Raw genomic sequence first — 25,580 nt, 5'->3', positions numbered from 1 at the left:
CCTTTGGCGCTCAACGACAATTCCACCCTCGTCGTCGGTGCCGGTACCTTCCTGACTGCCCCGGTCGGCACCGCCATGCCCGAAGACCTGCTGGTCCCCACCTCGCCGTGGACGAACATCGGCCACACCAGCCTGGAGGACGTCTTCGGAATCTCCTCCGACGGCGGCGAGGCCACCACGATCGGCACCCTCCAGAACAAGACCCTGCGCACCCGGTACTCGGCAAGGTCCGAGACCATGGCCGTCACGTTGAACCAGTTCGACGTGGCAGCGCTCAAGCTGTACTTCGGCGCCAACGCACCGGTGTTGCCCGACGGTTCAGTGGGTGTTCCCGTGGACCCGCAGCCCACGCAGTCGGCATTCCTCGCCGTCTTCGTTGACGGCGAGTCCCATTTCGCCTTCTACGCGCCGCGCGCCGAGATCTACCGGGCGGACGACCTGACGATCGCCGACACGGAGTCGCTGGCCGGCCTGCCGCTCGGCATCAAGCCCATGGTCTACGGCACCAACACCTGGACGTACGCGGTGACACCGCTCGGCAGCACCGTCGCGACCGGTGCGAGCGCAGGCACCCCTGGCGCCTTCACCCCGGCGGGATCCGCTGCCCCGTCCAGCCTGGCCGCGCTCACCCCGCTGATCGCCACGCCCACGGCGAAGTGGAGCACGGGCCAGCACATCGTGCTCGGTGACAGCACGACTGCGCATTGGGACGGCACGGCCTGGGCGGCCGGCAAGGCTCCCTGATCCCGCTTCCTGGTTCTCCCCTTTCTTCTCCGACCACTTGGAGGTCACCCCCCTTGGCTTCGTACACCCTTGACGACATCCGCGCCGCTGCCGACGCCCGGTACGGCAGCACGGACATCGCCGTCGGCGATGACGTCGTGCGTCTGCTCAACCCGCTCCGCCTCACCCGGGCCAAGCGCGACGCGCTGTCCGCTCTTCAGGACCGGCTCGGTGCCGACGACGCGGACCAGGAGGAGCTGCTGTCGGAGGCGATTCGTCTCGTCGCGGAGAACTCCGAGGCGGCCGACCAGCTTCTGAACGCGGTGGGAACCGATCTTGCCGTGCTCGCCGAGATCTTCGAGCGGTACGGCGCGGGGACCCAGGTGGGGGAAGCCTCGGCCTCTGCCGCCTGATCGATGACTACGGCGAGGGCCTGTACGCGGACCTGCGGTACTGCTACGGCGTTGACCTCGCCGACGTGATCGCAGGCCGCGGGCCCTCGCCCGCGCTCGTCCTCCTGCTGGTGCAGAGGCTGCCCGACACCTCCTTGACCGTCGCCCTCGCGTCCGGCGGCCGACAGCACATGGGGTGGGGCCAGGACCGACACCTGGCCGCCGACCTCTACGACGCGATCAACGCCAATACGCGGGCCACCGGCCAGTGGAAGGGCAAGCCACCGGCGATCCCCCCGTTCCCGCGCCCCGAGGCCAAGCCGAAGAAGGCACAGGCCGGCCAGCGGCCCGCCCGGGTGAGCGTGGCCGACCTCTATCAGCACTTCCAGCGGAGGTAACCCCCCTGTCAGCGGGCCAGATCATCGGCCGCGTCTCCGTCAAGGTCACCCCCGACACCCGGGAGTTCCGCAGGACGGCGGAGCGGCAACTTGAACGCATCGAGCAGCAGCTCGACAAGCTCAAGGTGTCGACGACGATCGACATGTCCGGAGCGTCGCGCGAGTTCGTCGAGGAACTCCGGAAGATCAACCGCCGGAACAAGCAGATGGACGCGCGGAAGGTCCGCTTCTACACGACCATCAGCTCGGACGGCATGGCAACGGCCGTCCGCAACGCCGTCCGCGAGCTCCAGCATCGGGCGAACAACCAGAAGATCGACTTCAAGGCCGACGACCTGAAGGCCACGGGGAAGGTCGAGCTGGAGCTCGACCGGGAGTCCGCTGACCGGGCAAAGCGGAAGTTGAAGGACTGGGCCGACGACGTCTCGCCTCTCAAGGTGAAGATCGAGTTGGACATCCCCAACGGCGCGGGCGCCAGGATCTCAGCACGGCTCCAGGTGCTGACGCGTCCGCGTACGGTGCCGATCATCCCGAAGCTGGACAACACCGCCGTTGCCAAGATCAGCACTGCACTGGCTGCTCTTTCTGGCGCTCGCGTGTTGGACAGGATGTTCGAGCGCCTCAGCAACACCCTCAAGAACCTCGACAAGTCGGTCCCGATCATCGGCAGCCTCTCCCTGGCTATCGCCGGTCTGGCCGGCTGGGGCCTGTCCGCGGCTTCCAACCTGGCCGCCCTGTCCGCCTCGCTGGCGAAGATCGGCGCGGCCGGCCTTCTGCTGCCGGGCCTGCTCGGCGGCATGGCGGTCGGTTTGGGCACCACCGTTGCCGCCCTCAAAGACTTCAACAAGATCGTCCCGGAGGCGAAGGCGGCGCTCAGCAGCCTCCAGGACACCATCAGCGACAACTTCTGGGCCAAGGCCGCGGCGCCCATCAAGACGATGGTCGACGAACTCCTACCGGAGTTCACGGCCGGGGTCGCCCAGACCGCGACCCAGCTCGGCGGATTCTTCGGCGGCCTCGCCACCTCGCTTCAGGGCGCGCTCGATCCGGCCCTGAACCAGATGTTCACCGACCTCTCGTCATCGATCACCGTCGCGACGACGGGCACGGGCGCGTTCGCAAACATCATCGCCGTCCTCGGCAAGGTCGGCACCTCGTATCTCCCGCAGCTCGCCCAGTGGTTCGTCGACATCTCGACGCGCTTCTCCGACTTCCTGAGCGCCACGGAGGCGGACGGCCGCCTCAAGGGCTGGATCGACGAGGGCATCACGAACTTGCAGGACCTCGGCCGGGTCCTGAGTAATTTGGGCGGCATCTTCGCGGGCATCTCCCGCGCCGCCGAAGCCGCTGGCGGCTCCTCACTCGGCATGATGGCCGACACCCTGGAGCGCATCCACAACACGGTGGATTCACCGGGGTTCCAGGACGGTCTGACCGGCGTCTTCATGGCCGCGCACGCGGCCATGAGCCAGATCGCCGACATCTCGGGCCCTGCGGTGAAGGGCCTGTTCAGCGAGCTCGGCCAGCTCGCGGAAACGGTTCTCCCGCAGGTCGGCACAATCATCGGCACGGCCGTCGAGGCCATCGCCAGCGCGCTGTCCCAGCCTGCCGTCAGCTCAGGTGTACAGGCCATGTTCAGCGGCATTCAGACCGCTGTTCAGGCCCTCGCCCCTGCAATGGCGCCGGTAGGCCAGGCGTTCGGCGAGCTCATGCAGATCATCGGGGCCTTCGCTGCGATGCTCGGCCCGCTGGTGGCTGCCGCTCTGGTCCCGCTCAGCGAGGCGTTCACGGCGCTGGCTCCGACGATCATCCCGCTTATCCAGCTCCTTGGCGGCGCACTGACCGGGGCGATCGAGCAGCTCGCCCCGATCGTCGCGCAACTCGTGCCGGTCGTCGGCGAGATGCTCGCCGCGGCCTTCGATGCACTGTCGGCGATCCTGCCTGTCGTCTCCGGTCTGATCACGCAGATCGCGACCGCCGTAGCCCCCCTGGTCGAGCAGCTGGTCTCCGCGCTGGCCCCGATCCTCCCGGTCATCGCGCAGACCGTTGCGCAGCTCCTCACGGCGCTCACGCCCGTGATGACGCTGCTGATGCAGATCATGACAGCGGTCATCACGCCGCTGCTCCCGATGCTCCAGTCCATCGTCGAGGCGGTCCTGCCGCCCCTCGCCGATGCCGTCACGCGGCTGTTCGCGGCGATACAGCCGCTCCTTCAGGTCCTTCTCCAGGTCATCCAGGTCCTGATGCCGGTCCTGGTGCCGGTCATCGAGCTCATCGTCCGGATCCTTGCCGATTCCCTGGTCGGCGCGATCAACGGAGTGGCCCAGGTCCTCACCGGGTTCGTCGAGATCTTCCGGGGCGTCTGGACTGCGGTGCAAGGCGTCTTCGAGATCTTTTGGGGCCTCTTTGAGGGGATCTTCACCGGCAACTGGTCCACATTCCGGCAAGGCTTCGTCGACCTGTGGAACGGCATCTGGAGCTTCCTGAAGGGCATTTGGGACGTCATTGTCGGCGCCCTCAAGGTCTTCCTCACCGTCGGCATCCTCGGGACGGCCGGCAAGATCCTCAAGGCGGTCGCCGCACTGTGGAAGACGGCCTGGGGCGGCATCCGGATGGCGGGCGTCGTCATCTGGGACCTCATCAAGAGCTCCTGGTCCTCCTTCCTCAACTGGCTGAAGTCGCTCGGCAGTTCCGCCATGAGCGGCCTCAGAAGTCTGTGGGATGCCGCATGGTCCGGCATCAAGTCCATCTGCTCGCGGGCCTGGGACGGCATCAAGGACGCCGCGAAGAGCGGCGTCGCAAGCACCGTGAACTTCGTCCGGGAACTGCCCGGCAAGGCCCGTGCCGCCCTGAGCAGTATCGGCAGCACCCTCGTCGACGCGGGCAAGAAGCTGATCAGCGGCCTGATCAACGGCATCAAGAGCATGATCGGCTCGGTCAAGGACACGCTCACCGGCCTGACGAACAAGATCAAGGACTGGAAGGGGCCGCCGAAGAAGGACGGCATCCTCCTGTACGACGCGGGCCGGTTGATCATCAAGGGCCTCGTCCGGGGCCTTGAGTCCGAATACAACACCGTCAAGAAGTCCCTCACCGACCTGACGGCGACGATCCCGAAGAACGCGTCCCGAGCGCTCAGGGACCGGGTCAACCGGGACCGCACACAGCTGCTGAAGCTGGCTGCCGCGTGGGACGCCGGGGCGAAGCGGCTGGACGCGGCCCGCAACAAGCTGGACCGGATGCGCGAACAGGCCCGCGACTATGCGAGCCAGGTGGCCGACCGGATCATCGACACGGGCGACGTGACCAAGCCGAAGGACAGCTCCATCGGCGGCATCGTCACCAACCTCAAGCAGGCCGTCGATCAAGCGAAACGATTCGCCAAGGCACTCGCGGTGCTGAAGTCCAAGGGGCTGTCCCAGACGGCGATCGACCAGATCGCCAGTGCCGGCCCGGAGGCCGGACTCGCGGCGGCGGAGTCGATCGCGGCAGCCGGTAAGGGCGGCATCGACCAGATCAACAAACTCCAGGCCGAGTTGGCGAAGTACGCCAAACAGGCCGGGCGTACGGCCGCCGACTCCATGTACGCGAGTGGCCTCGCGGTAGCCGACGGCATCGTCAAGGGCCTGGAGGCCCGGCAGAAGGCGATCGAGACGCAGATGCTGAAGATCGCCACGTCCATGGTGGACGCGATCAAGAAGAGCCTCCAGATCAGGTCTCCCTCGCGGGTGTTCGCTCGGCTCGGCTCGTTCGTCGGCAGAGGCTTCGCTCTGGGCATCGAGACCGAGTCCGGTCGAGTGGCCAAGGCGGTCGACGCCATCACCTCGCGCCCGGCCCCCGCCGACTACGGCAAGGCGGCGCAGTCAGCCTCGGCGGCCGTGACCCGCGGCCTCGGCCCTGCCGGAGGCGGCGGGGTGACCCGGGTCCTCAACTACTACGCAGCGCAGGGCGGTTCGATCTCCTCTCACGAGGAGCTGTTCACAGCGGCCCATCGCGCACGAATGGTGGGGTGGTGAGTGCATGACTGCGCTTCTGCTGGAGACCGAGCGGGATTCGCTCGACCTCAACGAGGTGGCAACTCAGGGGACCGGGTTCCAGGCCACGGCCGGTGCGACCGGCTTCGGCCTGCCGTCCGTGTCCCCGCAGTGGCTGGAGGGCGCAGGAGACGGCAGCCGGTTCCGGGGACAGCGTGTGCTGTCCCGTGACCTCGACCTGCCCCTCGACATCGTGGGCCGCGACCGGGCACACCTGACGTCGCTGATCTCGCGCCTCGCACGGGCCGTCGCGCAGGAGTGCTCGCTCGTCCTGGTGGCCGAGGATGGGGTCCGCTGGTCCACCCCCGTGTATCGGACCGGGGGCGGCGAGATCGAGTTCACCAGCACCACCGACGTCCAGACCGTCCTGACTTTCCGCGCCCCCGACCCCTACTTCACGGCCAGCACCGTTTCCACTCAGCGGGTCGGGGGCGATCCCGGGGCAGCCCCCTTCCTGTCGGCACTGATGTCGATGCCGCTCGCCGCCAGCCAGGCCATCGGCGAGATCCAGCTCGACAACCACGGCGACGTCCCGGCCTACCCCACGTGGGAGGTGCACGGACCGGGCCGGGACCTGATCGTTCGGTCCCCGACGGGCGAGACACTGCGCTGGACCGGCTCCCTGTCGCCCACGGAGAAGCTCGTCGTGGACACACGCAACGGCACCGTGACGGACGGCAAGGGGACGAACCGCTACGCCTCGCTCGCCCCGGCACCCCGGTTCTGGACCGTGCCGCCCGGCATCTCCACCGCGACCGTCCGACTCCTCGACACCACCGCGGCCTCCACCGTGGTCTGCTCCTGGCGTCCGCGCCGCTGGATGGTGATCTGACTGAAACTCACGGATCTCACCGTCGAAGTGCGGGACCGGAACCTGACCCGAGTGGGGCTGATCCGTCCCGAGGACCTGTCACTGGAGCTGGAGGACAAGTTCAACAACGTTGGCACCTGGAAGTTGCAGCTCCCCAGCGAGCATCCCCTCGCCGACGAGCTACGCAAGCCCGGTGCAGGACTGGTCATCACCGGCCCTGGAGACGTGCTCCTGTCCGGGCCGGTCACCCAGGCCGAGTACGCGGCCACTCCGGAGGACCGCCTCGGGAGCATCACCTTCGAGGGCGTCTCGGACTCGGTGATCCTTCTCGACATGCTCGCCTGGCCCGAGCCGAGCAACGCGGACGTCACCAGCCAGCGCCTCAGCCACGACGAACGCAAGGGGCCCGCCGAATCGGTGATGCACCAGTACGTCGATGCCAACTGCGGCCCCGGCGCTCCCGCCTTGCGGCGCCGCGCCGGGCTGGTCATGGGCCCGGACGGCGGCAGAGGGCCGGTGATCACCAAGTCCGCGCGCTTCCCGGTGCTGGGAGAGCTGCTGACCGGCATCGCGACGACCGCGGACCTGGGCTTCCGCATTGTCCAGAGGGGCTCGAACCTCGTCTTCGAGACGGTCCGAGTCGCTGACCGTACCCGGGAGATCCGGCTTGACGTACGGGCCGGCACCCTCGCCGGGCAACGCGTCTCCGTCGCCGCGCCGGGCGCGACCCGCGTCATCGTCGCAGGTCAAGGAGAGCAGGAAGCGCGGAATTTCGTCCCGGTCGACAACCCGGCCTCCGTGGAGAGCGAGGGCGACTGGGGCCGCCGGATCGAGAGGTTCGTCGATCAGCGGAACACGAACAACCCCGACGAGCTGAAGCAGGCCGGACACGAGGTCCTGGTCGACCAGGGGTTCACCAAGGTCGCCGTGCAGGCCATCCCGTGCGAAGACTCCGCGGCAATGGAGATCGGCGTCGACTGGGGCCTCGGCGACCGGGTGTGCGTCCTCGCGGGCGGCCAAGAGCTGGTGGCCCCCGTCACCGGGATGCTGATCACGGCAGACGACCAGGGGTTCCGGATCGGAGCCCTGCTCGGCGACCCAGTGGGATTCGACCCTCGGGCCGCCTCCGCCCGCCGTTCGCAGACCGCCGAACGCCGTCTCTCCGCTCTGGAACGAACGGCAGAAGGAGGCGGGGCCAACCCCGTCATGAACCTCATGGGAGCGTGGTAGTGGCTACGCCGAAGGTCTTCTTCCGGGCGGCCCTGCCGACCGCCCCGACCACCGCCTACACCGTGCCGAACTCGGGCGTCGCGATCATCACCAACATCGTGGCCACCAACCCGTCGTCGAGCACGGCCGCCAGCGTCACCGTCCACATCGGGGGCGTGCCCCTGCTGTCCGGCGTCGGCATCGCACCGGGCGGTGTCCTCACCCTCGACGTCCGCCAAGTCCTCGCCGCGGGAGACACGATCGATGTGCAGGGCACAGGCGCACAGGCCCATACCCATATCAGCGGCGTGGAGGTGATCTGATGAGTCTGAGCGTCTGGCCTGCCCCGCAGGACAAGGGAGTCGTCGGCCCCACCGGGGCACCCGGAGCCCAGGGCCCCAAGGGCGACACCGGGCCACCGGGTACGAGAGGCGAGGCCGGCCTCGCAGGACCAGCCGGACCCACGGGGCCGCAGGGCCCCCGGGGTGACACCGGTCCGACCGGTCCCTCCGGCCCGACAGGGTCCAAGGGGGACACCGGAGCAACGGGGCCCAGCGGACCGCAAGGGGCCACCGGCCCACCAGGACCTGCCGGTCCGCCCGGCGCCGTGCCGAACGAATGGCAGCCCGAGGACCACGGCCTTCACGCCTGGGCCTTCGACCCGGCGCTGACGCACTCCGTCGGGCTCTACCCCGGATCGGGTCCCATCCGCGTGACGGCCGTACGACTTCGCCAACCAGCACAGGTCAGCCGGATCGTCTGGCACGCAACCGGATACGCGGGCGGCCTGACCTCCGGCTCGTGGGCAGCCATCTTCGATGCCGATGGCCAACGCGTAGGCGCCACCGGGGACATGTCCACCGCAGCCTACGAGCCCGTCGAGGTCCACAACGGAGGCGGTGCAGCCATCACGTCACCTCTCACAACTCCCGTCACGCTGGCCGCCGGTGTCTATTACATCGCCTGGCGGATGCAGTACAACACGACGACGGGGGACGGCCCGATGCTCCTGGCCGCCGAGTCGTCGGCCGGGTCCCCGCCCAACTTCTTTGGCCTCAACGGGATCCGACGGTTCGGCCACTACGCTTTCGGGCCTGCCAGCCCTCCGTCGTCCATCTCCATCGCCGCGATGATCAACGGCGCCAACCGCTTCTGGGTCGGCCTGGCATGAAAACGATCTCCGCCAGCATCCCGGTCCACCGCGTGGGAGAGATCCAGAAGATTTCCCACGTGGTGGAGATCCAGATCAGCGAGCCCTTCGCGGCACACCCCGACCTGACCCCACAAGAGCGCGAGGCGATCCTCCAGTCCGCTGTTGCAGCGGTCCGAGCCGCCCTGCCGCGCGACCTGGAGTCGATCCTCCCCACCCTGCGCGTCGCCGAGGACCGCACCCTCTGAAAGGAGCCGCCCCTCAGTGGCGATCACGTCCTACCCCTTCGACGGCCAGTCCGTCACCGAGAGCGACTTTTCGCGGCTCTTCCGGGAGTTCACTGACTCCGGTGTCGCCGCCTCCGCATCCTCCAACGCGTTTGAGATCAGCGCAGACGGTACGGGCATGTCGGTCCGGGTGCAGCCGGGCTTCGGCGTTGTGCGCGGTCATGCGGTGCTGTCCACCGCAGTGGAGACGTTGCCGATCGCTGCGGCCGGCACGGCCACCCGCTACGACCGCGCGGTCCTCCGCCTCGATCCAGCTGTGAACAGCATCACACTCGCCGTCCTGCAGGGCGCTGCGGGGGGCGGTGTCCCCGCCCTCACCCAGACGGACACCGGGGTGTACGAACTGCCTCTCGCCACCGTCACCGTGGAGGCTAACGTCACCGCGATCACGTCGGCAGCCGTGACGGCCAGTCGGCCCTTCGTAGGGCACTCGGTCGGCACCTGGGGCACATCGACCCGGCCTGCGTCGCCGCGCCTGGGCAAGATCGGCTTCAACCGCGACACGAGCACGTGGGAGTTCTGGGACGGCGCGGCGTGGACCCCGCTGGTCGCCTCGGTGTCCTGGTCCAGCCTGACCGGCAAGCCGAACGCGTTCTCGCCGTCCCCGCACTCGCACAAGTGGACCGACATCACCGGCACGCCGACGTCGCTTCCCCCAGCGGCCCACAAGCACAAGTGGGCCGACATCACCGATACTCCGGGCACGTATCCGCCGTCCTCCCATGCGCACTCGTGGTCGTCGATCTCGGGCCGCCCGTCCACGTTCCCGCCCTCGTCCCACTCCCACTCTGGATACCTGGAGGCCGGAGACACGATCGCGTGGGCCAACGGCAGTAAGAAGCCCCACCATAACTCCGCGTCGGGCAGCGGAACTTGGTATGCCGTCTGGGTCGAGGGGGACGGCACCTTCTGCCGCAACACCAGCTCAATCCGCTACAAGGAGAACGTCCGCGACATCACCGTGGACCCGGCGGCCGTCCTGGCACTGCGCCCCCGGATCTACGACCGCAAGCCGACCGAGGAGAAACCGGAGGCTCGCCGGGACGAGTTCGGCCTGATCGCCGAGGAAGTCGCGGAGACGCTGCCCGAGATCGTCACGTACGACGAGGAGGGCCGTATCGACGCCCTGCGCTACGACCTGCTGGGGGTCGCGCTCCTGCCGGTCGTGCAGGACCAGGCCACGCGAATCGAGCGCCTGGAGGCCCTCGTCGAGGAGACGTCCCGTGCCTGATTCCTCAATACAAGTGGCCCTGGTCTCGGCAGGCGGGGCCGTCACAGCGGCCCTCGTCGGTGTGATCGTCGAGCTCGTACGACGCCAGGGCGCCGCGCTGGCCGAGGTTCGCGACCATGCGCAAGAGGCGCGTGAGCAGGTCTCCAACGATCACAGCACCAACCTGAGAGACGACCTGGACCGCGTCATCCGGGGACTCGACCGCGTCCTCGACGGCCAGGCCCAGCACAGCCGGGACATCGCCGCCCTGCGCACGGACCTCACCCACGAACGGACGGAGCGCCTCGCCGTCGCGAAGCGACTCGACGCGCACCTGCACCACCCCAACTGACCACCGCCGGCCGCCGATTACGGCGGACCGGCGGCTTTCCCCGCCCTCGACGCTGCTCGGCGCCGGGGGCGTCGCTATGCCTGGAGGCACACTCTGAGCGTCAACATCATCTCCCGCAGCGCTTGGGGCGCCGAGCCGTGGAACGGCTCCCCGAACGCCGTCAGCCTGTCCGAACGCACCGAGTTCTTCATCCACTACGACGGCGGTACCCCCGTCAACCGGACCGGCAACGCGGTCCCGCAGGCCATCGACCGCGAGCACCGTGCCAACGACTGGGCCGGCATCGGCTACAACTTCGTTGTTGACCAGGCCGGGGCCGTCTACGAGGGCCGGGGCTGGAACCTCCAGGGTGCCCACTGCCCGAACCACAACCGCTCGGGCATCGGGGTACAGATCGCCGTCGGCGGCGACCAGACGCCCTCGAACGCAGCCCTGCGCGCGGCGCGCGCCCTCTACGACGAGGCGTGCCGGAAGACCGGCCGGACCCTGGCCAAGCGAGGCCACAAGGACGGCTTCGCCACCGAGTGCCCCGGTGGCCGCCTGTACACCTGGGTGAAGGCCGGTATGCCCGCACCCGGCGGTGGCGGCGGTGACAAGGGCATCGTCGCGCTGGACCCGGCGGTCGAGCCGGGTGCTCGCCACCCGCAGGTGCGCGAGCTTCAGCGGTTGCTGATCGCGGCGGGCTACGGGCCGATCACCGGCGCGACCACCGACTACTACGGCGTGAACACGCAGAACGCCGTCGCCCGCTTCCACGACGCGAACCCGGAGCTGAAGACGACCGGTGTCTCCCGGGACACCGAGATCGGTGAGCGCGGCTGGGTCGAGCTCCAGAAGGAGGCCGGTCGCCGATGACCAAGATGAGACTCCGCGCCACCGGCGCCGTGCCGAAGGCTCTCCTGGAGGCGCTGCCCGTGCGGTACCGCTCCCGTGCGGGCGCCGTCTTCGCTGGGCTGGGCGTAGTGGTCAGCATCGCGTCCATCGCCCTCGCGGACACCCCGGAGATCGCCGTGATCGTGCAGATCCTCACGGCGCTCGGAGTCGTCGCTCCGGCCGAAGAGCGCTAAGCAAAGACCCCGCCGACCTCAAGGTCTGCGGGGTCTTTTTCGCGTTTCTACTTCTTTGTCCGCTTCTTCGCTTCGATCGCCGTGATGCTCGTCAGTGCCGCTCCGCGGCGCCTGCGCACTGGCACCTTCGGCTGCGGCTCCTGCCCAGCGGTCGCGGGCCCCCCGGCCGGCTCGGCGACGGGAGTGCGGCTTACCGGGGCAGCGCCCTGGCGGTCACCCGTTTCGAGGACTTCTTCGAACGCAGCGGCATGTTCGGCGCAGCGGTCCGTCGGGCCCGACCGCTCCCCTTCGGTGATGGTGTAGCGGCGGGCTTCGACGCCGACGCGCTTGCACACGTCGCATACCGTGATCTGCAAGGTCTCGCACGCACCGTTCGCAATTGACGAGTCAAAGTCTCGCATGTCAGTCTAAGGGTTGTCTGCGGCGTGACGGAAGAGCGACCGCTGTGGGTGGTAGCCGCCGAAGGGGACGACATTGCCTGCCAAATCCAAGATCCAAGATGTGCAGGAAGTCATCCGGTGGATCGAAGAAGGCAAGACCTACAACTGGATCGTCGCCGAATACCAGCGGAAGTACAACATCGAGACGAGCCAGTCCATGTGGGCTTCTTTTCGTTCTCGCCGGGGTTTGAAACCGCGTATCGCCCGGGACCCTGAGCTGATTCCCTGGAAGGTCAAGGAAGAGCACCAGTTCCGCTATGACCTGGCGATGCTCCGCCTGGAGGCCCGCAAGCGCCAGGGCTACGAGCTCCGTGACGAGGACCAGAAGCGCCACACGTCGTGGCGCACATGGATTGACGAGAACAACGCTGTCGTCTACTACGATCCCGACACCGAAGAGGGATTCTTCTGTATCCCGCGCGAAGAGGGCGACACCGACATCATCCGCGCACCGAAGAAGCCGTGAGCGCCTGATCCTCCCTGCAAGACGAGCCGCTGACCCTGTCGAGGGGGCGGCTCGTTTTTCTGTGACTACTTCGCCGAGAGCAGGCTCGTCATGCGCGCCGCGGCCTTCACCGTCGCGGCAGCCAGGTGGTCCAGGTCTGAGGCGGGGTCCGACGGCAGCATGACCCCCACCGAGCCCTGGATGGAGCGCCCCCACATCACCGGGGCGGCAATCGAGTCCCAGCCGTCGATGGCCTCTTGGTGGGCCACCGCATAGCCTGCGACGCGCACCTCGTCGAGGGACCTGAGAAGCCGAGACCTGTCACGGATCACACCAGAGCCGGCCCCGTCGGGAACGCGCTCCGCAAGCACCTTCTCCAGGATGGCGGGCGACTGGTGGGCCAGGATCGCCCGACCGGAGGCGCCCACCCGCAGGCAGCGGTTGACTGCGATCAGCTCGGCCGGGTTGAAAGCGAACTGGTCGAGGTCACAGTCGCCGATCTCGAAATCCACGCACAATTTCCGAGATCCCACGGCGGTGTAGTAGCCGACGAGTCCGGCCGTCGCGTTATGCAGGTCTTCCAGGACTGCGTGCGCGGCTTCAGGGTCCGGGGTCCGGGCCATGATGCGCATGCCCAGGCGGGCCGAGCCTGCCCCCAGCCGGTACTGCCCGCGGCTCACCTGCTCGAAGGTCTCGTCATAAAGCCCGGCCTGGAGTACCCGGTAGACGGTCGCTGTGTCGAGTCCCGTTGACTCGGCTATCTCTGTCGGACCGAGGATGTCTCCGCCCAGTGCAACGAAAGCCGCCTGAACCCGGAAGACGCGTTGCCCGTGGCTCGTGCCCTTGGTCATGCGGTTGATTCCTCGTTCAAGACATTCAAAGCCTCGCAAAGGAGAGGCAAAGTGTCAGCAGAGGATACTATGCCGGAAGGTTGATCGTTTACGCCCACTCAGACACGGGCCTCATATCGATCATGATTTTTCCGTCGGGCGTACACGCGGTGGCTCCGCAGCCATGCACCGTCTGAGCAGTACCAGCCTGCTTCAGGGAGTAACGGTGACCTATCAGCGGCTTGATCACGCCCATTGCGGTAGCCGCGAAAAGCGCGTTCATCGTGTTGCGCAGGGCGTAAAGGTTGTCGTAGTGATCAGGAAGCCAGAAGCCGGAGACGGTCTTGGAGCCGAAGATGAGCGCTTCCTGTGACACCTCCGACCTTCTTCCGGCGTGGCAGCCGAACACAGCCATACGCCCCCGGGGAGCCAAAGCCGTCAAGGTGGCGGTGAAGTAGTCGCCGCCCCGGGCGTCCATGGCGGCGTCAACGGGGCCTCCGGCGGCGTCGAGGACGAGGTCGGCGAGGAGCCGGGGGTCGATATGCCGGCCGGTCACGCGGTCTGCGGGGCTGCCCGGCAGGTCGTCGAAATGGATCACGGTGTCGGATGCGACTGCCGCATTGTTGAGGTCCACCACGGCATCGGCGCCGAGAGTGCGGGCGAGCTCCGCCCTGCTCTCGCCAAGGGTCATGGCCACGACGTTGGCCCCGGCCCGCTTGGCGAGCTGGATGGCGAGGCTTCCGAAGGCGCTGACGGCGCCCGGTATCAGCACCGTCTCGCCGTCCTTGATGTCCAGCGTGGTGTGCAGGATGTGCCACGCGCTCAGGCCGGGGAGCGCGAGAGCAATCGCTTGATCATCGGTGATGTCGTCCGGTATCTCCCAGCACAGCCCGCGGTTCACCAGGGCCTTTTCCGCGTACGCGCCGGATTCGGTGAGTGCCACAACCCGACGGCCCTCCTGGGTGACGCCCACCAGATCCCTGCCGGGGACGTGGGGGTACGTCACGGGCGCGACGTAGGTGTTCTCCCGCATGCGAATGTCTGCATAGGTGACACCCGCCCGGAGAACGGTTACGAGTTCGTGACCCTCTCTGGGTTCTGGGTCAGGCATCTCAACTACATTGAGATCTTCCTGGCCGGGCTCTTCCACCAAGATCGCGCGCATGTCATTCCATCTCTCGCGTACAGCAACCCCAGCACTCTAGGCCGCCCAGCACCCCGCCCCGGACCATTTTTCGCCTGATGAAAAACGATCTTGTTTCGCTTTTCACCCTGTGAAATAAGGGCCTTCTTTGGCCCCAAAAATAGCCGAGCCTTTGATGCTTGCCGACGATTTATTGACGCAAACCTCATGCGTACATATGGTGATCCAGGATCAGCAAGGGGAAGGCGGGCAGTAGATGACGCTTGGCGCAGGCACCAAGAGGCGGTCGAGATGTGCGACCGCCGACGCCGAGCAAGACACCATTACGTTCGTCGCCGACTGGGAGGCTTTCGACTTTCATGTCACCGCACCTCCCGGATATAAAACGCGCGACATGCAACGGGCCCTCGCCATGGCGAAGAACCAGGGCCTTGCCCTGCTCGACGACGAAGAGCTTGAGCCTCATTTCCTGGAGGACGGATCGGTCCGCCTCCACTTGAAACCCATCGATGAGGACTGACCAGAAGACATGCTGCGCTTGGTAGATCTGCCCGTGTTCTCGGGCATCCCCCGCGACGGACGGGGGCGCCCCCTGGTTGTCCCCAAGGCGGGCGGCCGGCCCAGGGCCTTGACCAGGGCCACCACCCACATCGACGCGATAGAGGACAAGTCCGCGCTGGCCGCCTGGAGCAGACGGATGGTCATGGTCGGAGTGTCCCGCGACCCGGCGCTCGCGGATCGATCGCGAGACCTCGACGAGACGAGCGCGGACGGGAAGGCCGCGCTCGGCAGGCTCGCCGACCGGGCCATGGTCGTCGCCGGGGCTCACGACCGCCGGGAGAAAGGGACGCACCTGCACGCACTGTCCGAACTCGTCGACCAGGGCGTGGACCTCCCGGCCAGCACCTCGCCCAGCGATCTCGCCGACATGGCCGCGTACCGGGAGACCGTGAGGGCCTTCCGCGTCCGAGGGATCGAGCAGTTCGTCGTGGTGGACGAGCTGGCCGTCGGAGGCACTCTCGACCGCCTGCTGTCCTACAGCGGGCCCGGCCCGGACGGACGACACGTCGACGGCTTGTTCATCGGGGACTTGAAGACCGGCGGCTCCGTCCAGTACAGCGCGCTGAAGATGAGCGCCCAGCTCGCCGTGTACTCGCGGGGCGAACTCTACGACCACACGCAGTTCCACGTGGACGTCACCGACGAGCGCGCGATGAGGTCCTGGAGGAAGGCCGACGTGACGGCCACGGCAGCGGCGAAGGCGTACACGCCGCTGCCGAAGGTGTCGCAGGAGTGGGGGATCATCCTCCACCTGCCTGCGGGATCCGGGGAATGCGCGGCGTACTGGGCAGACCTTCGCCTGGGCTGGGCCGCAGCACAGCTCGCCGGGGAGGTACGGCGCATGAGGGGAAGTAAGGGAGCCTTGAGGAGGTTTGAGGTTGATTCAACACAAATGATTGCGTAACCTTAGCAAGTGAAGGGCGGCGCACGCCCGGATTTCAAGAAGGAGACTCCCGTGGCCAGCGACAGCCGCATATCCGTAACCATCGTGTACGGCAAGCGACATCACGACTCCGAGGCGACCTTCCAGGGCAGTCAGCGCGAGGTCTTCCAGGGCATCGCGGCCTTCTTTGGGCTCGATCGCGAGACCTTGACTGGCGTGACGCTGGGAGAGCTCGTTGTGGAGGCGACCGCGCTCGCCCAGGGCGCCACCTGCATCGCCCGAGGACTGGACGCCCACGTTGTGGCACAGCCCACCGCACTGCCCGCAGCCTCAGCCGACGGACCGGCCGGCCTGCTCGACCGGATCGCAGAGTGCAGCTCGGTCCGGGAATTGCATGAGCTCTGGGCAGCCCATCAGGCCGCCTTCGGCGATCCGGCCGCGCTGGACGCTTGGAAGGCCCGCGGCCGGGCTCTGGCCGCCTGATGGGCCGTCGACTCCTCGGCACCGCCCTGGCCGTCGTCCTCGCCGCGAGCCGAACCAAGATCCCCGACCGCCCTCAACACCCCCCGTACCCCGTTCACCGAAAGAGTGGAGACAAGTAGTGACGCTGAACCTCATGGACATCCCGAGCGCGTCCGGCGGCTGGTTCAAGCCGCTGGAGGCCAAGGACGCGGTCGCGATCCTCTTGGAGGTGACCGGCTACGACCGGCGGCGCCCCACCCCCAACGGCCCCAAGGACTCGGCCGTCGCCGACGTGACCGTGTTCAAGACCCCCGACCAGCTCAAGAACCTCACTCCCGAAGTCGCCCGGGGCCAGCGGATCGAGCAGACGGTCCTCGCCCGCGACCTGGAGACGGTCGTCGGCAATGCGGTTCTGGTGACCGTCACGCAGGTTCCCGCGAAGAAGCCGGGGGCTCATCCCGCCTGGGTCTGGCGGCAGATCACCGACATCAGCATCCGCAACCAGGTGATCGCCTACGCCGCGCAGCGCGACGCCTCGGCCCCGTCGACAACGCCGGCCCCGTCCTTCGACTAACGCACCGGACGAACCAGGGGGCGGCCAGCGCGCCGCCTCCCTCCCATCATCGATTGGAACTGCGACTTGCTCACCCCAGGCCGGTCCCTGGCCCTTCACTCCGAATCTGGCCGCGAGCTGCCCCGCGTGGAGGCGTTCGAGTCCCTCTACAGCCTCGGGTGCCGCCCCCGGCACGGCGAAGTCGTGATGATCGCAGGCCGGTCGGGCACGCAGAAGAGCGGCTTCGCTCTGTACTGGGCGGCGCAGATGGCGTTGCCGACGTTGTACTTCTCCGCCGACATGTCGGCCTTCACCGCGAGCAGCCGTCTCGCGTCGATGATGAGCGGCGACACGACCGAGATGGTCGAGGCCGGCATGGCGGCCGGTGGCCAGCACCGCGAGGAGTACCTCGCCGCGGTGTCCCACCTGAACATCACCTTCTCGTTCGGCTCGCCGATCACTTGGCGGGCCGTGGACGAGGAGCTGGAGGCATGGATCGAGCTGTGGAACGACTACCCGCAGGTGATCGTCTTCGACAACCTCATGGACTTCGAGAACGCCGGGAGCGACTACACCGAGCAGATGGCCGTCATGAGCGGCCTTACCGAGTTGGCCCGCGCGACCGGCGCGACCGTGATCGTCCTGCACCACGCGAGCGATAAGACATGGGAAGCGAAGTCGGACCCGTGGGCGCCGCCGTCCCGGGACCAGGTCAAGGGCGGCCTGAGCGAAAAGCCGGAGCTGAGCCTCTCCGTGGCGCTGGACCCGACCTCGCACGAATACCGGGTCGCCGTGATCAAACAACGTATGGGCCCCTGTGATCCGACAGCGAAGCGGTTCGCGAGCATGCGGTGCCACCCGGAGGTCACCCGGTTCTCCAAGCTCTCACCCCAGAACACCGCCTGGTCACCGCTCGACGCGCTGAACAAGGCCGCTTAGCAGAGAGGAATGCGAGACTTTGATGGATGTTGCGGCGCGCACCCGCAGGAATAAACGGCGCGGTGCCGACTGGGAGGCCGAACTCCGGGACGCGCTACGAGGCGTCGGCATGGACGTGGAACGGCTCCGCCTGACCGGCAAGAACGACGAGGGTGACCTCGTTGTCCGCCTGAACACCGGACGGTTCCTCGTCATCGAGGCGAAGAACGCCCGTCTCGAACCAGCACAGTTCGTCGCCGAGGCCGACGCCGAGCGGGAGAACTTCGCCCGCCACCGCGGACTCGACCGCGCCTCCGTCGACTCGGTGGTCATCGTGCGCCGCCGGGGAGCGAGCTGGCGCCGGGCCTACGTCCTGACCACCGTCGAGCGCTTCTTCGGACTGGAGGCCGAACGGTGATGCTGCTCGAAGAGCTGGAGGAACACCTCCGCATCTCCCGCGAGTTGAGCGGACTCCTGGCCGAGGACGCAGCGCCTCAGAGCCTGGCCGAGCTCGGCTTCGACGCGGGCTCCGACACCTTCAAGGGGCGAAGGGTCGGATGAGACTCCTCCGCATCGACGGCGAACGCCCCGAACAGCCGAAGCCGACCCTGGAGGCCGTACTCGACCACTACGGGGTCGATGTCGACTCCCACCGGGCCATGGGTATGGCCCGCTGTCCTCTGCACGAGGACAACACCCCCAGCCTCTCGTACAACACGGACCGTCAGGTGTGGAAGTGCCACTCCTGCGGGCGGGGCGGGGACAGCTACACGCTGATCATGGAGAAGGAAGGTACAGACTTTGTCGGAGCGCGAGCCCTTGCGGCCTCTGTCGCCTTCGCAACGCGAGACGCTGGAGGAGGCAACAGCCGCCTATCAGGCAGCGCTTACGGAGGACGCCGCGCGGTATCTGGCCGATCGCGGCCTGGGGCCGGCCGAGGTGGCTACGTCCCGGCTTGGCGTCGTCACTGATCCCTTCCCCGGTCACGAGCGCTACCGGGGGATGCTCGCCATCCCCTACCTCGATCACCGTCAGCAGCCTCTGACCATCCGCTTCCGCTGCCTCCAGGAGCACGACCACCGCGACCACGGGCACGGCAAGTACGCCACCCTCCCCGAGGACTCGCCCCGGATGTACGGCGTGGACTCGATCCATGCCGCAGGGGACGAGATCCACCTGACCGAGGGCGAGCTCGACCGGGCGATCCTCCGCAAGATCGGCTGGCACGCGGTCGCCGCCCCGGGGGCGGAGATGTTCTTCGCCCGGCACCACCGGATGCTCGCCGGGTTCTCCCGCGTGTGGGTCTGGGCTGACCCCGACGGTGCGGGCGCGAAGTTCAACAACCGGGTCTGTCGGGCCCTGCGTTCGGCCAAGGGCGTCCGCCTGCGCGTCGGCGACGTGACCGAGACCTACCTGCACGGGGGCGCACAGTCCCTCTACGACCTGATCGACGAGGAGAAGTCGAAGTGACCGAGACCGCCACCACGAAACCGTCACCGCGCAAGGCCAACCCGACGACGGCCGTCCTGGCGGACGTCAAGATCGAACGCAAGGCGCTGGGCGACGAACCGCGGCCCCTCGGCGGCGGACTCCGCCCCGAGCGAGCCCGCCTGCACTACAACCGCGAGGCTGACCGCTGGGCAGAGATCGCCACCGCTCGTGCACTCATCGACCGGGCGGGGTGGGACGCCGAGCTTCTAGCCACCCTGAACCGTGCGATCGGCGCCGCAGACCCCACAGTGGCACGGGCGGGCCTGATCGAAGTCGCTGCACTGGCCGTGGCCGCCGCCGAGCAGATCGACCAGGCGGCCCCGTGAGCGAATCCTTGCCGGGCCGCCTCGGCACACGACTCCAGGCCATCAGCGACGCCCTCGACGACCACGAGCGCGCCGCGTTCGAGCGACACCTCCTCGGCGAGACGCCGGCCGAAGAACTCGTCTGGATCCTCAGCCGGTACGGACACCGCGTGTCCGCCTCCACCATCCGCACCTATCGGCGACGACTGCGCCGGGAAGCAAGCGAGCCTGCGTGACCGACTCCCTCCTCGACGACCTCCTCTCCACCCCCGTGGGCCCCTCCCTCCCGAACCGCACACCCGACGAGACCGACTTCACCCGTCGGATCGAGGTCAACGGGGACGGCGCGGAAGTCACCGTCCGGGGCCCCGCCCAGATGGACGCCGATTCCTCCGCGGCCGAAGTTCTCCGTGCCCATCATCTCGATCCCGCCGAGTGGGAGGTCACGGCCTTCCGGTCGAGCGAGTGGACCATGGCCAGCGGTGAACCCGGCGTCAGCGCCCGCTTCAGCTTCAGCCGCCGCAAGGGTCAGTCGGTCGAACGCCCGAGCATTGACGAGGTGTTGGAGGTATTCGACCGGCACACCCCGGTCGCTCGGGTCACGCAAGACGCTGCGGGCGAGTGGACGTACGTGGTCGCCCTGGGCGACATGCAGATCGGCAAGATCGACGGTGATGGGCCCGAAGGCACGGTCCGGCGAACCATGCAGTGCATCGACCGCGCGGTGACCCTCCTCAGCGCATACCGGCAGCGCTTCACCATCGACCACGTTCACATTGCCTGGCTGGGTGACCACTGCGAGGGGTTCGTCTCCCAGGGCGGCGCGAACACGTGGCGGACGCAGCTCACCTTGACGGAGCAGATACGGCTGACCCGGCGCCTGATGGCCTACGCCGTCATGCAGTTCGCCCCACTCGCTTCCCGGCTGACCGTCGTCGCAGTCCCGGGCAACCACGGGGAGGCAGTCCGCCCGTCCGGCAAGGGCGTAACTCGCTACGACGACAGCCACGACACCGACGCCCTGGTCTCGGTCGGGGAAGCCCTGGCCCTGGCGGGCGACGCGTACGCGCACGTCGAGGTGTACGTCCCGGACACCGACGAACTGACCGTGGTTGTCGACTGCTCGGGAACCGTCGTCGCGCACGCTCACGGCCATCAGTGGAGGGCCGGACGCCACTTCGAGTGGTGGCGAGGGCAGGCGTTCGACAAGACCTCGGCCATGCACACCGCGGACCTCCTGCTGGCCGGCCACCTGCACCACGAGCACATCGACACGGACGGGAGCCGGACCTTCGTGCAGGTCCCTGCGATGGAATCCGAGTCCACCTGGTGGCGGCACCGTACCGGAAGCCGAGGCGCCCCCGGCCTGATGGTCATGGTCACAAAGGGCGGCGAAGTTCCGGTGAAGGAGACGGTCCGATGACCCTCCAACTCTCCGATCTCGGTTCCTCGTTGGCCGTCGAGCCTGCGGACTGGTCGGTCCTCGACGATCCCCGCGTGGAGAGCGTTGCCCGAGCGGTCGCCCGCAGCATCGCCCGGGACTACGGCACCACCGTGGAGTACGAGGACGCCTACCAGGAGGCCGTCATCATCGCCGCCCAGCGGGCCGGGTACGTTCACGGGCTCCTGGCCGAGAGCGGAGCCGGCCTCCTTCACCGCTGGCTGTCGCAGCGACTCCGGGACCGCTGGCTGACCGAAGTGAAGCGTCGGTCCGGCCACGTCTCGTACGAGGCCGTCCAGCGCCAGGCGGAAGCGAGCGGCCTGTGATGTACGACCGGCGCCTCGTCGAGCATCTTCTCCCTGCCGTCTGGGACCAAGAAGCCGCCTACGGCATAAGGAACTTGCAGGCCCCGGACGCGGATATGCCCAAGGGCACTGCCGACCCAAAGGCCGCCAGCGCGCTGTTCGCCCACCTCGCCGATATCCGGCAGGGCTGGGCGACGGCTCCGCTCTCGATCGGTGAGCGTCAGGCCCTCGTCCTCCGGTACGGGGCCGACGTTTCCGATGAGGAGGCTGGCGGGCTCCAAGGGGTGACCGACCGGGCAGTCCGATATCGGTGCGAGCGTGGAGTCGGCAAGCTGGCCGCCCACCTGAACGGACACGAGTACGTAGACGGATACGCTGACTTCGAGGCGTAATTCGACCTGCTTCCGGTCCCCTTCGTAGCGCTCAGCGAAGGGGACCGGTGGGTGATAGCCGGTGGTCAGATCGAGATCTTGACCCTCTTCGCGATCTTGTTGAGCCGCGGGTTGCTCCGCTTGTGCATCGACACCATGACTCGGAAAAGCTCCTGGGATGTTGGATGGACCTTCGCGAGCTGCGGAGCCACCTCCCACGCCTGCTCAAGGGAGTCCAGGGCGCCATCCCGGTCGCCGAGGGCCAACCGGGCCCGCGAAGTGTCCAGGTGCATCGGACCGACCCGTGTCGCGGGGAGCTTGATGTCCTGCCGCTGAAGTTCTTGGGAGACCTGAAGGGCCTTACTGTGCCTCCGAAGATCACCGGACGTCGAGATGATGTGGACGGCTGTGTTCTGTGGGCCGAAGTGCATCTCATGCTTGATGATGTCGGCGGAGAACTCGGCGGCGTACTGTTCCGCCTTCGCGATGTGCTGGTCTGCTGCCGTCTTGTCCCGCAGCCGGCCTGCCAGGGTCAGGCCGCGGAGGTGGAGGACTCCCAAGCCGAATGCTCGATCCTCTCCGGTGAGCGTTGACTCTGCCTTCGAGATGGCTTGCTCGATCACCCCCAAGCCGCCCGCGAAGTCGCCGTTGTTGAGGAACATTCCCGCATTGTCCCTGGCTGCCACGATCCCAACCAGCGGCGTGGCCCGTTCGGCGGCAAGCATCTGCTTGAGGGAAGCCAGCTCGCACAGGTCGAGCCACCTGTGCCGGGCCGCGACCCAGTACACGGTGCTGTACACGTCAGCCACCGTTGCCCAGGCATCGGGTGTCTGTGTGTCGTGGGCGTGGTTCTGGGCGCGGCTCAAGACGCCCGGAAGCAGTTCGAGGACGTCGTTAAGGTCAGTGTTGAAGCGGTGGTCGGTCAGCTTCGTAAGGTCTGTCTCCAGCTCCATCAGGGAGCGCGGAGGTTCCCCGGCAAGGTCGAATCGACGCATCGCCGCCCGCAGGGCCTTCAGGTTGTCCTCGCTGGTCACCGGAGCCTTGCCCAGGACCTCATCGAGAGTGATGCCCATCCCGGCCGCGATGGCAGCGGCCATCCCTTGCGTCAGGGCCCGATCACCGATCTCGATCTTGCTGAGCATCGACAGCGACACACCGGAACGGCGAGCCAGCTGCACTTGGCTCAAGCCGTGCTCCTTGCGGAGGACGGCAACGTTCCTGCCCGGACCAGGTGTTCGCTCTTCATGGGCCATGAGATCCCCTTCGGTGCGGTGGGTCGCTTCCATGTTCCCAACAATCTGCGCCTCCCCGCACCTCCACTGTGCAACTTCTGTGCAAGTTCGTATGCGTGGACCGGCGTTGACTAGTCGTAAGCAGACAGTCACATCAAGGGGATGAGTGATGGGAACTGCGACTCAGCAGCAGGCGCCGACCCGAGAGGAGTCGGCTCGCACCATCGCCAAGAACGCCGTACCCGAGGTTCAGGAAGCCCTCAAAGAGATGAGGGTGCTCGGGGACGTGACGACTGGCGGGGTGATCAACGGAGAGGGTTTCGTCCACATCACTCTGTGCTCGTCGGACGCGTACTCCTTCGCCCGGTGGGTTCGAGCTCGGGTTCAGGAGCTGGAGCCGGCCACGAGCCAGAAGCCGACTCCGCGGTGAGTGAGACTCCCCGGGAAGCCATGCCGCCCGAAGGCATGAGGATGTGGATCATCGGACCGTCTCAGGTTCGAGTCGGCGATCTCTACCGCATCGATGGTGAGTGGCGTCCGGTGAAGGACATGAGAGCAGCCCAGGAGACGCGAGTCCGGTTCTTACACTTCGCTGATCATGGGCCTGTGGCGTTGAAGCCGAACACCGTCGTGCGTGTCTGTCGGAGGATCGAGACCCCGACCACCACGGCCGTCCGTCGCCTCTCCCGTGTGGAGTCGTCCGCTCGGTGGAGGGGGAGATCATGAGCCGCCATCTCTGGTTCGAGGACTGGACGACGATCCAGGACCCGAACACGGCCGCCGAGTACGCCGCCTTCTGCACGGAAGAGGGCTGTGGCGCACGTTTCATCATCAAGGACGGCCAGGCGGAAGCCGAGAGGTGGATCTTCCACCACACCCGCGACACCGGCCACCTCCACTTCTGGCAGACCTTCGGGCACGCGATCGTCGTCGGCACACCCCCGGGCGCCGTCCTCGCCAGCACCCTCGCCGCGGAGCACCAGCGGGCCGAAGCCGACAGGCCGCCGAACTGGCCCCCGCTGGAGCCAGCGCGCGGCACGGCGACGCTCGGCAAGCCCTAGAGACTCCTGCCCCTCCCGGCTTCCCCCCTCGGAGGGGCAGGACCAGCACCCACCCGCTCGTCCCAAGATGAGGAGGAGGGTTCCATGGATCAACATTGCAGTGCTGCGTTACAGAGCCGGTACGACCAGTGGTTCACGGCCAGACCACAGACGGTTGTGATCCAGCCGACGAGCTTCTGCAATCTGGACTGCACCTATTGCTACCTGCGGGATCGGGGCGTGAAGAACGACATGCTTCCCGAGACCGCCGTAGCCGTGGCGGAGTCCCTGGTCGGCCTCGCCGACAGCGGTCAGCCGCTGGGCCTGGTCTGGCACGGCGGGGAGCCCCTGGCCCTGAGCAGGGAGAAGTTCTCCGCTCTGCTCACCCCCTTCGAACCCCTGCGCCGGGACGGCCGTCTCCAGCACTACGTTCAGACCAACGCCACCTTGATCACAGGCGCTTGGTGCGATCTGCTGGAGGAGCACGAGTTCCGCATCGGGGTGAGCATCGACGGCCCGGCCGCCTTGAACACTCAGCGGATAGATCGCCGCGGCCGGCCTGCCTTCGAGCGGACCATGCAGGGCGTCGCTGTCCTACGCGAGCGCGGCATCAGGTTCTCGGTCATCACGGTGGTGGGGCGGGAGAGCATCGACCACCCGGAAGAGCTGCTGGGCTTCCTCGCCACTCTCGGCTGCCGCTCGGTGGGCTTCAACATCGAGGAGACCGAGGGCGTCAACACTGAGCGCCGACCGCCCAGCCGCGACCAGGCCGAGGAATTCTGGAGCCGGGTCCTGGCCTGGACGCGCACACACGACGGCCTGTCGGTCCGCGAACTGGAAAGGATCTCCGAGTACCTCGTCCTCGCCCGGAGCGGGCACAAGAACGACTGGGACAACCGCCTCCTCGACCCCATCCCCACCGTGACCTGGAACGGCGACGTCGTGTTGTTATCGCCGGAACTGGCGGACACCACGGACGCCGTGTACGGCAACTTCCTGGCCGGGAACGTAAGGGAACGCACGATCGGGCAGATGCTGAGGAACGCGCCCCGCCTGCGCTACGTCCGCGACTTCCTGACCGGCTTGGAGCGCTGCCGGGCCGAGTGCGAGTTCTTCGACTTCTGCCGTGGGGCCCAGGCCGGCAACCGCTACTTCGAGAACGGCAGCCTGGACACCACCGAAACGAACTACTGCCGCGTCTCCCGGCAAGCCCTGGTCATGGCCCTGTCCACCACCGCGAAGAAGGAGAAATCCGCATGACCTTACTGGAGCAGCTAGCGACTACCGATGCACCTGTGGTGCGCGAACTGGTCACCGCGCTCGGTCGGCCGCAGGAAGAGCCGATCCACGCCAAGTTCGACAACCGCCCCACCTGGGACAACTGGTCGAAGGAGCCCCCGGTGACCTTCGATAACCGCCCGACCTGGGATAACTGGGACAAACAGAACAAGAAGAAGTAGACCGCTCCTCCCGGTGGCACGCCTGCGCGGACGCGGGCGTGCCACCGGCTGACACCGTGAAGGACA

35 protein-coding genes and 1 pseudogene are annotated in these 25,580 nt (G+C 67.4%); 32 read left to right on the top strand and 4 right to left on the bottom strand.

What is annotated here, in order from left to right:
• Nucleotides 1-3 precede the first annotated feature (3 nt).
• The 14 genes and pseudogenes from AB8735_RS12345 (at nucleotide 4) to AB8735_RS12280 (ending at nucleotide 11,633) form a co-directional block, all read left to right on the top strand.
• Entirely contained in the window at nucleotides 4-744 is a 741-nt protein-coding gene (locus AB8735_RS12345) for a hypothetical protein (protein WP_372407206.1), read from the top strand.
• 53 nt (nucleotides 745-797) lie between these two features.
• Nucleotides 798-1,136, top strand: coding sequence for a phage tail assembly protein (locus AB8735_RS12340; RefSeq protein WP_372407204.1), 339 nt, complete (start codon nucleotides 798-800; stop codon nucleotides 1,134-1,136).
• 65 nt (nucleotides 1,137-1,201) lie between these two features.
• Complete coding sequence (locus tag AB8735_RS12335; protein ID WP_372407202.1) at nucleotides 1,202-1,513, top strand: hypothetical protein; 312 nt, start codon at nucleotides 1,202-1,204, stop codon at nucleotides 1,511-1,513.
• 5 nt (nucleotides 1,514-1,518) lie between these two features.
• Nucleotides 1,519-5,529 (top strand): hypothetical protein, encoded by a 4,011-nt coding sequence (locus AB8735_RS12330; protein WP_372411832.1) that lies wholly within the window; start codon nucleotides 1,519-1,521, stop codon nucleotides 5,527-5,529.
• A 4-nt stretch (nucleotides 5,530-5,533) separates the two neighbouring features.
• Nucleotides 5,534-6,379 (top strand): phage tail family protein, encoded by an 846-nt coding sequence (locus AB8735_RS12325; protein WP_372407201.1) that lies wholly within the window; start codon nucleotides 5,534-5,536, stop codon nucleotides 6,377-6,379.
• 51 nt (nucleotides 6,380-6,430) lie between these two features.
• On the top strand, nucleotides 6,431-7,588 hold the full coding sequence (locus tag AB8735_RS12320; protein ID WP_372407200.1) for a siphovirus ReqiPepy6 Gp37-like family protein: 1,158 nt from the start codon (nucleotides 6,431-6,433) through the stop codon (nucleotides 7,586-7,588).
• Complete coding sequence (locus tag AB8735_RS12315; RefSeq protein WP_372407199.1) at nucleotides 7,588-7,890, top strand: hypothetical protein; 303 nt, start codon at nucleotides 7,588-7,590, stop codon at nucleotides 7,888-7,890. Before AB8735_RS12320 ends, AB8735_RS12315 begins: the two co-directional genes overlap by 1 nt.
• A gap of 284 nt (nucleotides 7,891-8,174) precedes the next feature.
• Nucleotides 8,175-8,738, top strand: a complete 564-nt coding sequence (locus tag AB8735_RS12310; protein ID WP_372407198.1) for a hypothetical protein — start codon at nucleotides 8,175-8,177, stop codon at nucleotides 8,736-8,738.
• Complete coding sequence (locus AB8735_RS12305) at nucleotides 8,735-8,965, top strand: hypothetical protein (protein WP_372407197.1); 231 nt, start codon at nucleotides 8,735-8,737, stop codon at nucleotides 8,963-8,965. Before AB8735_RS12310 ends, AB8735_RS12305 begins: the two co-directional genes overlap by 4 nt.
• A gap of 16 nt (nucleotides 8,966-8,981) precedes the next feature.
• A complete protein-coding gene (locus tag AB8735_RS12300; RefSeq protein WP_372407195.1) occupies nucleotides 8,982-10,235 on the top strand; it encodes a tail fiber domain-containing protein in 1,254 nt (417 codons plus the stop codon).
• Nucleotides 10,228-10,566: a hypothetical protein gene (locus tag AB8735_RS12295; protein ID WP_372407193.1), complete on the top strand. Its 339-nt coding sequence runs from the start codon at nucleotides 10,228-10,230 to the stop codon at nucleotides 10,564-10,566. Before AB8735_RS12300 ends, AB8735_RS12295 begins: the two co-directional genes overlap by 8 nt.
• A gap of 93 nt (nucleotides 10,567-10,659) precedes the next feature.
• A pseudogene (locus AB8735_RS12290) lies at nucleotides 10,660-11,088 on the top strand (N-acetylmuramoyl-L-alanine amidase); the annotation flags it as partial.
• A gap of 42 nt (nucleotides 11,089-11,130) precedes the next feature.
• On the top strand, nucleotides 11,131-11,421 hold the full coding sequence (locus AB8735_RS12285; RefSeq protein ID WP_372407192.1) for a peptidoglycan-binding protein: 291 nt from the start codon (nucleotides 11,131-11,133) through the stop codon (nucleotides 11,419-11,421).
• Nucleotides 11,418-11,633: a hypothetical protein gene (locus AB8735_RS12280; RefSeq protein WP_372407190.1), complete on the top strand. Its 216-nt coding sequence runs from the start codon at nucleotides 11,418-11,420 to the stop codon at nucleotides 11,631-11,633. Before AB8735_RS12285 ends, AB8735_RS12280 begins: the two co-directional genes overlap by 4 nt.
• Before the next feature lie 47 nt (nucleotides 11,634-11,680).
• Here AB8735_RS12280 and AB8735_RS12275 read toward each other — a convergent pair whose 3' ends face one another.
• Nucleotides 11,681-11,968: a hypothetical protein gene (locus AB8735_RS12275; protein WP_372407189.1), complete on the bottom strand. Its 288-nt coding sequence runs from the start codon at nucleotides 11,966-11,968 to the stop codon at nucleotides 11,681-11,683.
• Nucleotides 11,969-12,134: 166 nt separating this feature from the next.
• Between AB8735_RS12275 and AB8735_RS12270 the strand changes: the two genes are divergently transcribed.
• Nucleotides 12,135-12,539, top strand: coding sequence for a hypothetical protein (locus AB8735_RS12270; RefSeq protein ID WP_372407188.1), 405 nt, complete (start codon nucleotides 12,135-12,137; stop codon nucleotides 12,537-12,539).
• A 65-nt stretch (nucleotides 12,540-12,604) separates the two neighbouring features.
• Here the strand turns inward: AB8735_RS12270 and AB8735_RS12265 are convergent, their stop codons facing one another.
• Entirely contained in the window at nucleotides 12,605-13,369 is a 765-nt protein-coding gene (locus tag AB8735_RS12265; protein ID WP_372407186.1) for an IclR family transcriptional regulator C-terminal domain-containing protein, read from the bottom strand.
• 88 nt (nucleotides 13,370-13,457) lie between these two features.
• Nucleotides 13,458-14,513: a zinc-binding alcohol dehydrogenase family protein gene (locus AB8735_RS12260; protein WP_372407185.1), complete on the bottom strand. Its 1,056-nt coding sequence runs from the start codon at nucleotides 14,511-14,513 to the stop codon at nucleotides 13,458-13,460.
• Between the two features lie 235 nt (nucleotides 14,514-14,748).
• On the opposite strand from AB8735_RS12260, the gene AB8735_RS12255 reads away from it, so the two are divergent.
• The 14 genes from AB8735_RS12255 (at nucleotide 14,749) to AB8735_RS12190 (ending at nucleotide 21,803) form a co-directional block, all read left to right on the top strand.
• Nucleotides 14,749-15,012, top strand: a complete 264-nt coding sequence (locus tag AB8735_RS12255) for a hypothetical protein (RefSeq protein ID WP_372407183.1) — start codon at nucleotides 14,749-14,751, stop codon at nucleotides 15,010-15,012.
• A gap of 9 nt (nucleotides 15,013-15,021) precedes the next feature.
• The gene (locus tag AB8735_RS12250; protein ID WP_372407182.1) at nucleotides 15,022-15,957 is read left to right on the top strand and encodes a hypothetical protein; all 936 of its coding nucleotides are present in this window, start codon (nucleotides 15,022-15,024) and stop codon (nucleotides 15,955-15,957) included.
• A gap of 51 nt (nucleotides 15,958-16,008) precedes the next feature.
• A complete protein-coding gene (locus tag AB8735_RS12245) occupies nucleotides 16,009-16,419 on the top strand; it encodes a hypothetical protein (RefSeq protein ID WP_372407181.1) in 411 nt (136 codons plus the stop codon).
• A 133-nt stretch (nucleotides 16,420-16,552) separates the two neighbouring features.
• Nucleotides 16,553-16,972 carry a hypothetical protein gene (locus AB8735_RS12240; protein ID WP_372407179.1) on the top strand — a complete coding sequence of 140 codons (420 nt, stop codon included), beginning with the start codon at nucleotides 16,553-16,555 and terminating at the stop codon, nucleotides 16,970-16,972.
• Between the two features lie 126 nt (nucleotides 16,973-17,098).
• Nucleotides 17,099-17,890 (top strand): AAA family ATPase, encoded by a 792-nt coding sequence (locus AB8735_RS12235; RefSeq protein ID WP_372407177.1) that lies wholly within the window; start codon nucleotides 17,099-17,101, stop codon nucleotides 17,888-17,890.
• A gap of 22 nt (nucleotides 17,891-17,912) precedes the next feature.
• Entirely contained in the window at nucleotides 17,913-18,287 is a 375-nt protein-coding gene (locus AB8735_RS12230; protein ID WP_372407176.1) for a hypothetical protein, read from the top strand.
• Nucleotides 18,284-18,430: a hypothetical protein gene (locus AB8735_RS12225; protein ID WP_372407174.1), complete on the top strand. Its 147-nt coding sequence runs from the start codon at nucleotides 18,284-18,286 to the stop codon at nucleotides 18,428-18,430. The genes AB8735_RS12230 and AB8735_RS12225 overlap by 4 nt, the downstream gene beginning before the upstream one ends.
• On the top strand, nucleotides 18,427-18,840 hold the full coding sequence (locus AB8735_RS12220; protein WP_372407172.1) for a CHC2 zinc finger domain-containing protein: 414 nt from the start codon (nucleotides 18,427-18,429) through the stop codon (nucleotides 18,838-18,840). The genes AB8735_RS12225 and AB8735_RS12220 overlap by 4 nt, the downstream gene beginning before the upstream one ends.
• Entirely contained in the window at nucleotides 18,722-19,339 is a 618-nt protein-coding gene (locus AB8735_RS12215; protein ID WP_372411831.1) for a toprim domain-containing protein, read from the top strand. The genes AB8735_RS12220 and AB8735_RS12215 overlap by 119 nt, the downstream gene beginning before the upstream one ends.
• A complete protein-coding gene (locus AB8735_RS12210) occupies nucleotides 19,336-19,686 on the top strand; it encodes a hypothetical protein (protein ID WP_372407171.1) in 351 nt (116 codons plus the stop codon). Before AB8735_RS12215 ends, AB8735_RS12210 begins: the two co-directional genes overlap by 4 nt.
• Complete coding sequence (locus tag AB8735_RS12205; RefSeq protein WP_372407169.1) at nucleotides 19,683-19,901, top strand: hypothetical protein; 219 nt, start codon at nucleotides 19,683-19,685, stop codon at nucleotides 19,899-19,901. Before AB8735_RS12210 ends, AB8735_RS12205 begins: the two co-directional genes overlap by 4 nt.
• Nucleotides 19,898-21,088 (top strand): hypothetical protein, encoded by a 1,191-nt coding sequence (locus AB8735_RS12200; RefSeq protein ID WP_372407167.1) that lies wholly within the window; start codon nucleotides 19,898-19,900, stop codon nucleotides 21,086-21,088. The genes AB8735_RS12205 and AB8735_RS12200 overlap by 4 nt, the downstream gene beginning before the upstream one ends.
• Nucleotides 21,085-21,432: a hypothetical protein gene (locus AB8735_RS12195; RefSeq protein WP_372407165.1), complete on the top strand. Its 348-nt coding sequence runs from the start codon at nucleotides 21,085-21,087 to the stop codon at nucleotides 21,430-21,432. The genes AB8735_RS12200 and AB8735_RS12195 overlap by 4 nt, the downstream gene beginning before the upstream one ends.
• Nucleotides 21,432-21,803 carry a hypothetical protein gene (locus AB8735_RS12190; RefSeq protein WP_372411830.1) on the top strand — a complete coding sequence of 124 codons (372 nt, stop codon included), beginning with the start codon at nucleotides 21,432-21,434 and terminating at the stop codon, nucleotides 21,801-21,803. The genes AB8735_RS12195 and AB8735_RS12190 overlap by 1 nt, the downstream gene beginning before the upstream one ends.
• Nucleotides 21,804-21,868: 65 nt before the next feature.
• Here AB8735_RS12190 and AB8735_RS12185 read toward each other — a convergent pair whose 3' ends face one another.
• Nucleotides 21,869-23,068 (bottom strand): helix-turn-helix domain-containing protein, encoded by a 1,200-nt coding sequence (locus AB8735_RS12185; protein ID WP_372407164.1) that lies wholly within the window; start codon nucleotides 23,066-23,068, stop codon nucleotides 21,869-21,871.
• Nucleotides 23,069-23,736: 668 nt separating this feature from the next.
• Here AB8735_RS12185 and AB8735_RS12180 point away from each other — a divergent pair.
• The 3 genes from AB8735_RS12180 (at nucleotide 23,737) to amcA (ending at nucleotide 25,514) form a co-directional block, all read left to right on the top strand.
• Complete coding sequence (locus AB8735_RS12180) at nucleotides 23,737-24,075, top strand: hypothetical protein (RefSeq protein WP_372407162.1); 339 nt, start codon at nucleotides 23,737-23,739, stop codon at nucleotides 24,073-24,075.
• Between the two features lie 84 nt (nucleotides 24,076-24,159).
• Nucleotides 24,160-25,314, top strand: coding sequence for a cyclophane-forming radical SAM peptide maturase AmcB (gene amcB / locus AB8735_RS12175; protein WP_372407159.1), 1,155 nt, complete (start codon nucleotides 24,160-24,162; stop codon nucleotides 25,312-25,314).
• Entirely contained in the window at nucleotides 25,311-25,514 is a 204-nt protein-coding gene (gene amcA / locus AB8735_RS12170) for a multiple cyclophane-containing RiPP AmcA (RefSeq protein ID WP_372407157.1), read from the top strand. Before amcB ends, amcA begins: the two co-directional genes overlap by 4 nt.
• The last annotated feature ends 66 nt before the right edge of the window (nucleotides 25,515-25,580 follow it).

Origin of the sequence: Streptomyces luteireticuli, from assembly GCF_041519305.1 — a bacterium.
Classification (GTDB): Bacteria; Actinomycetota; Actinomycetes; order Streptomycetales; family Streptomycetaceae; genus Streptomyces; species Streptomyces luteireticuli.
The sequence above is the reverse complement of the archived record's forward strand: the minus strand, read 5'-3'. Positions and strand labels throughout refer to the sequence as shown.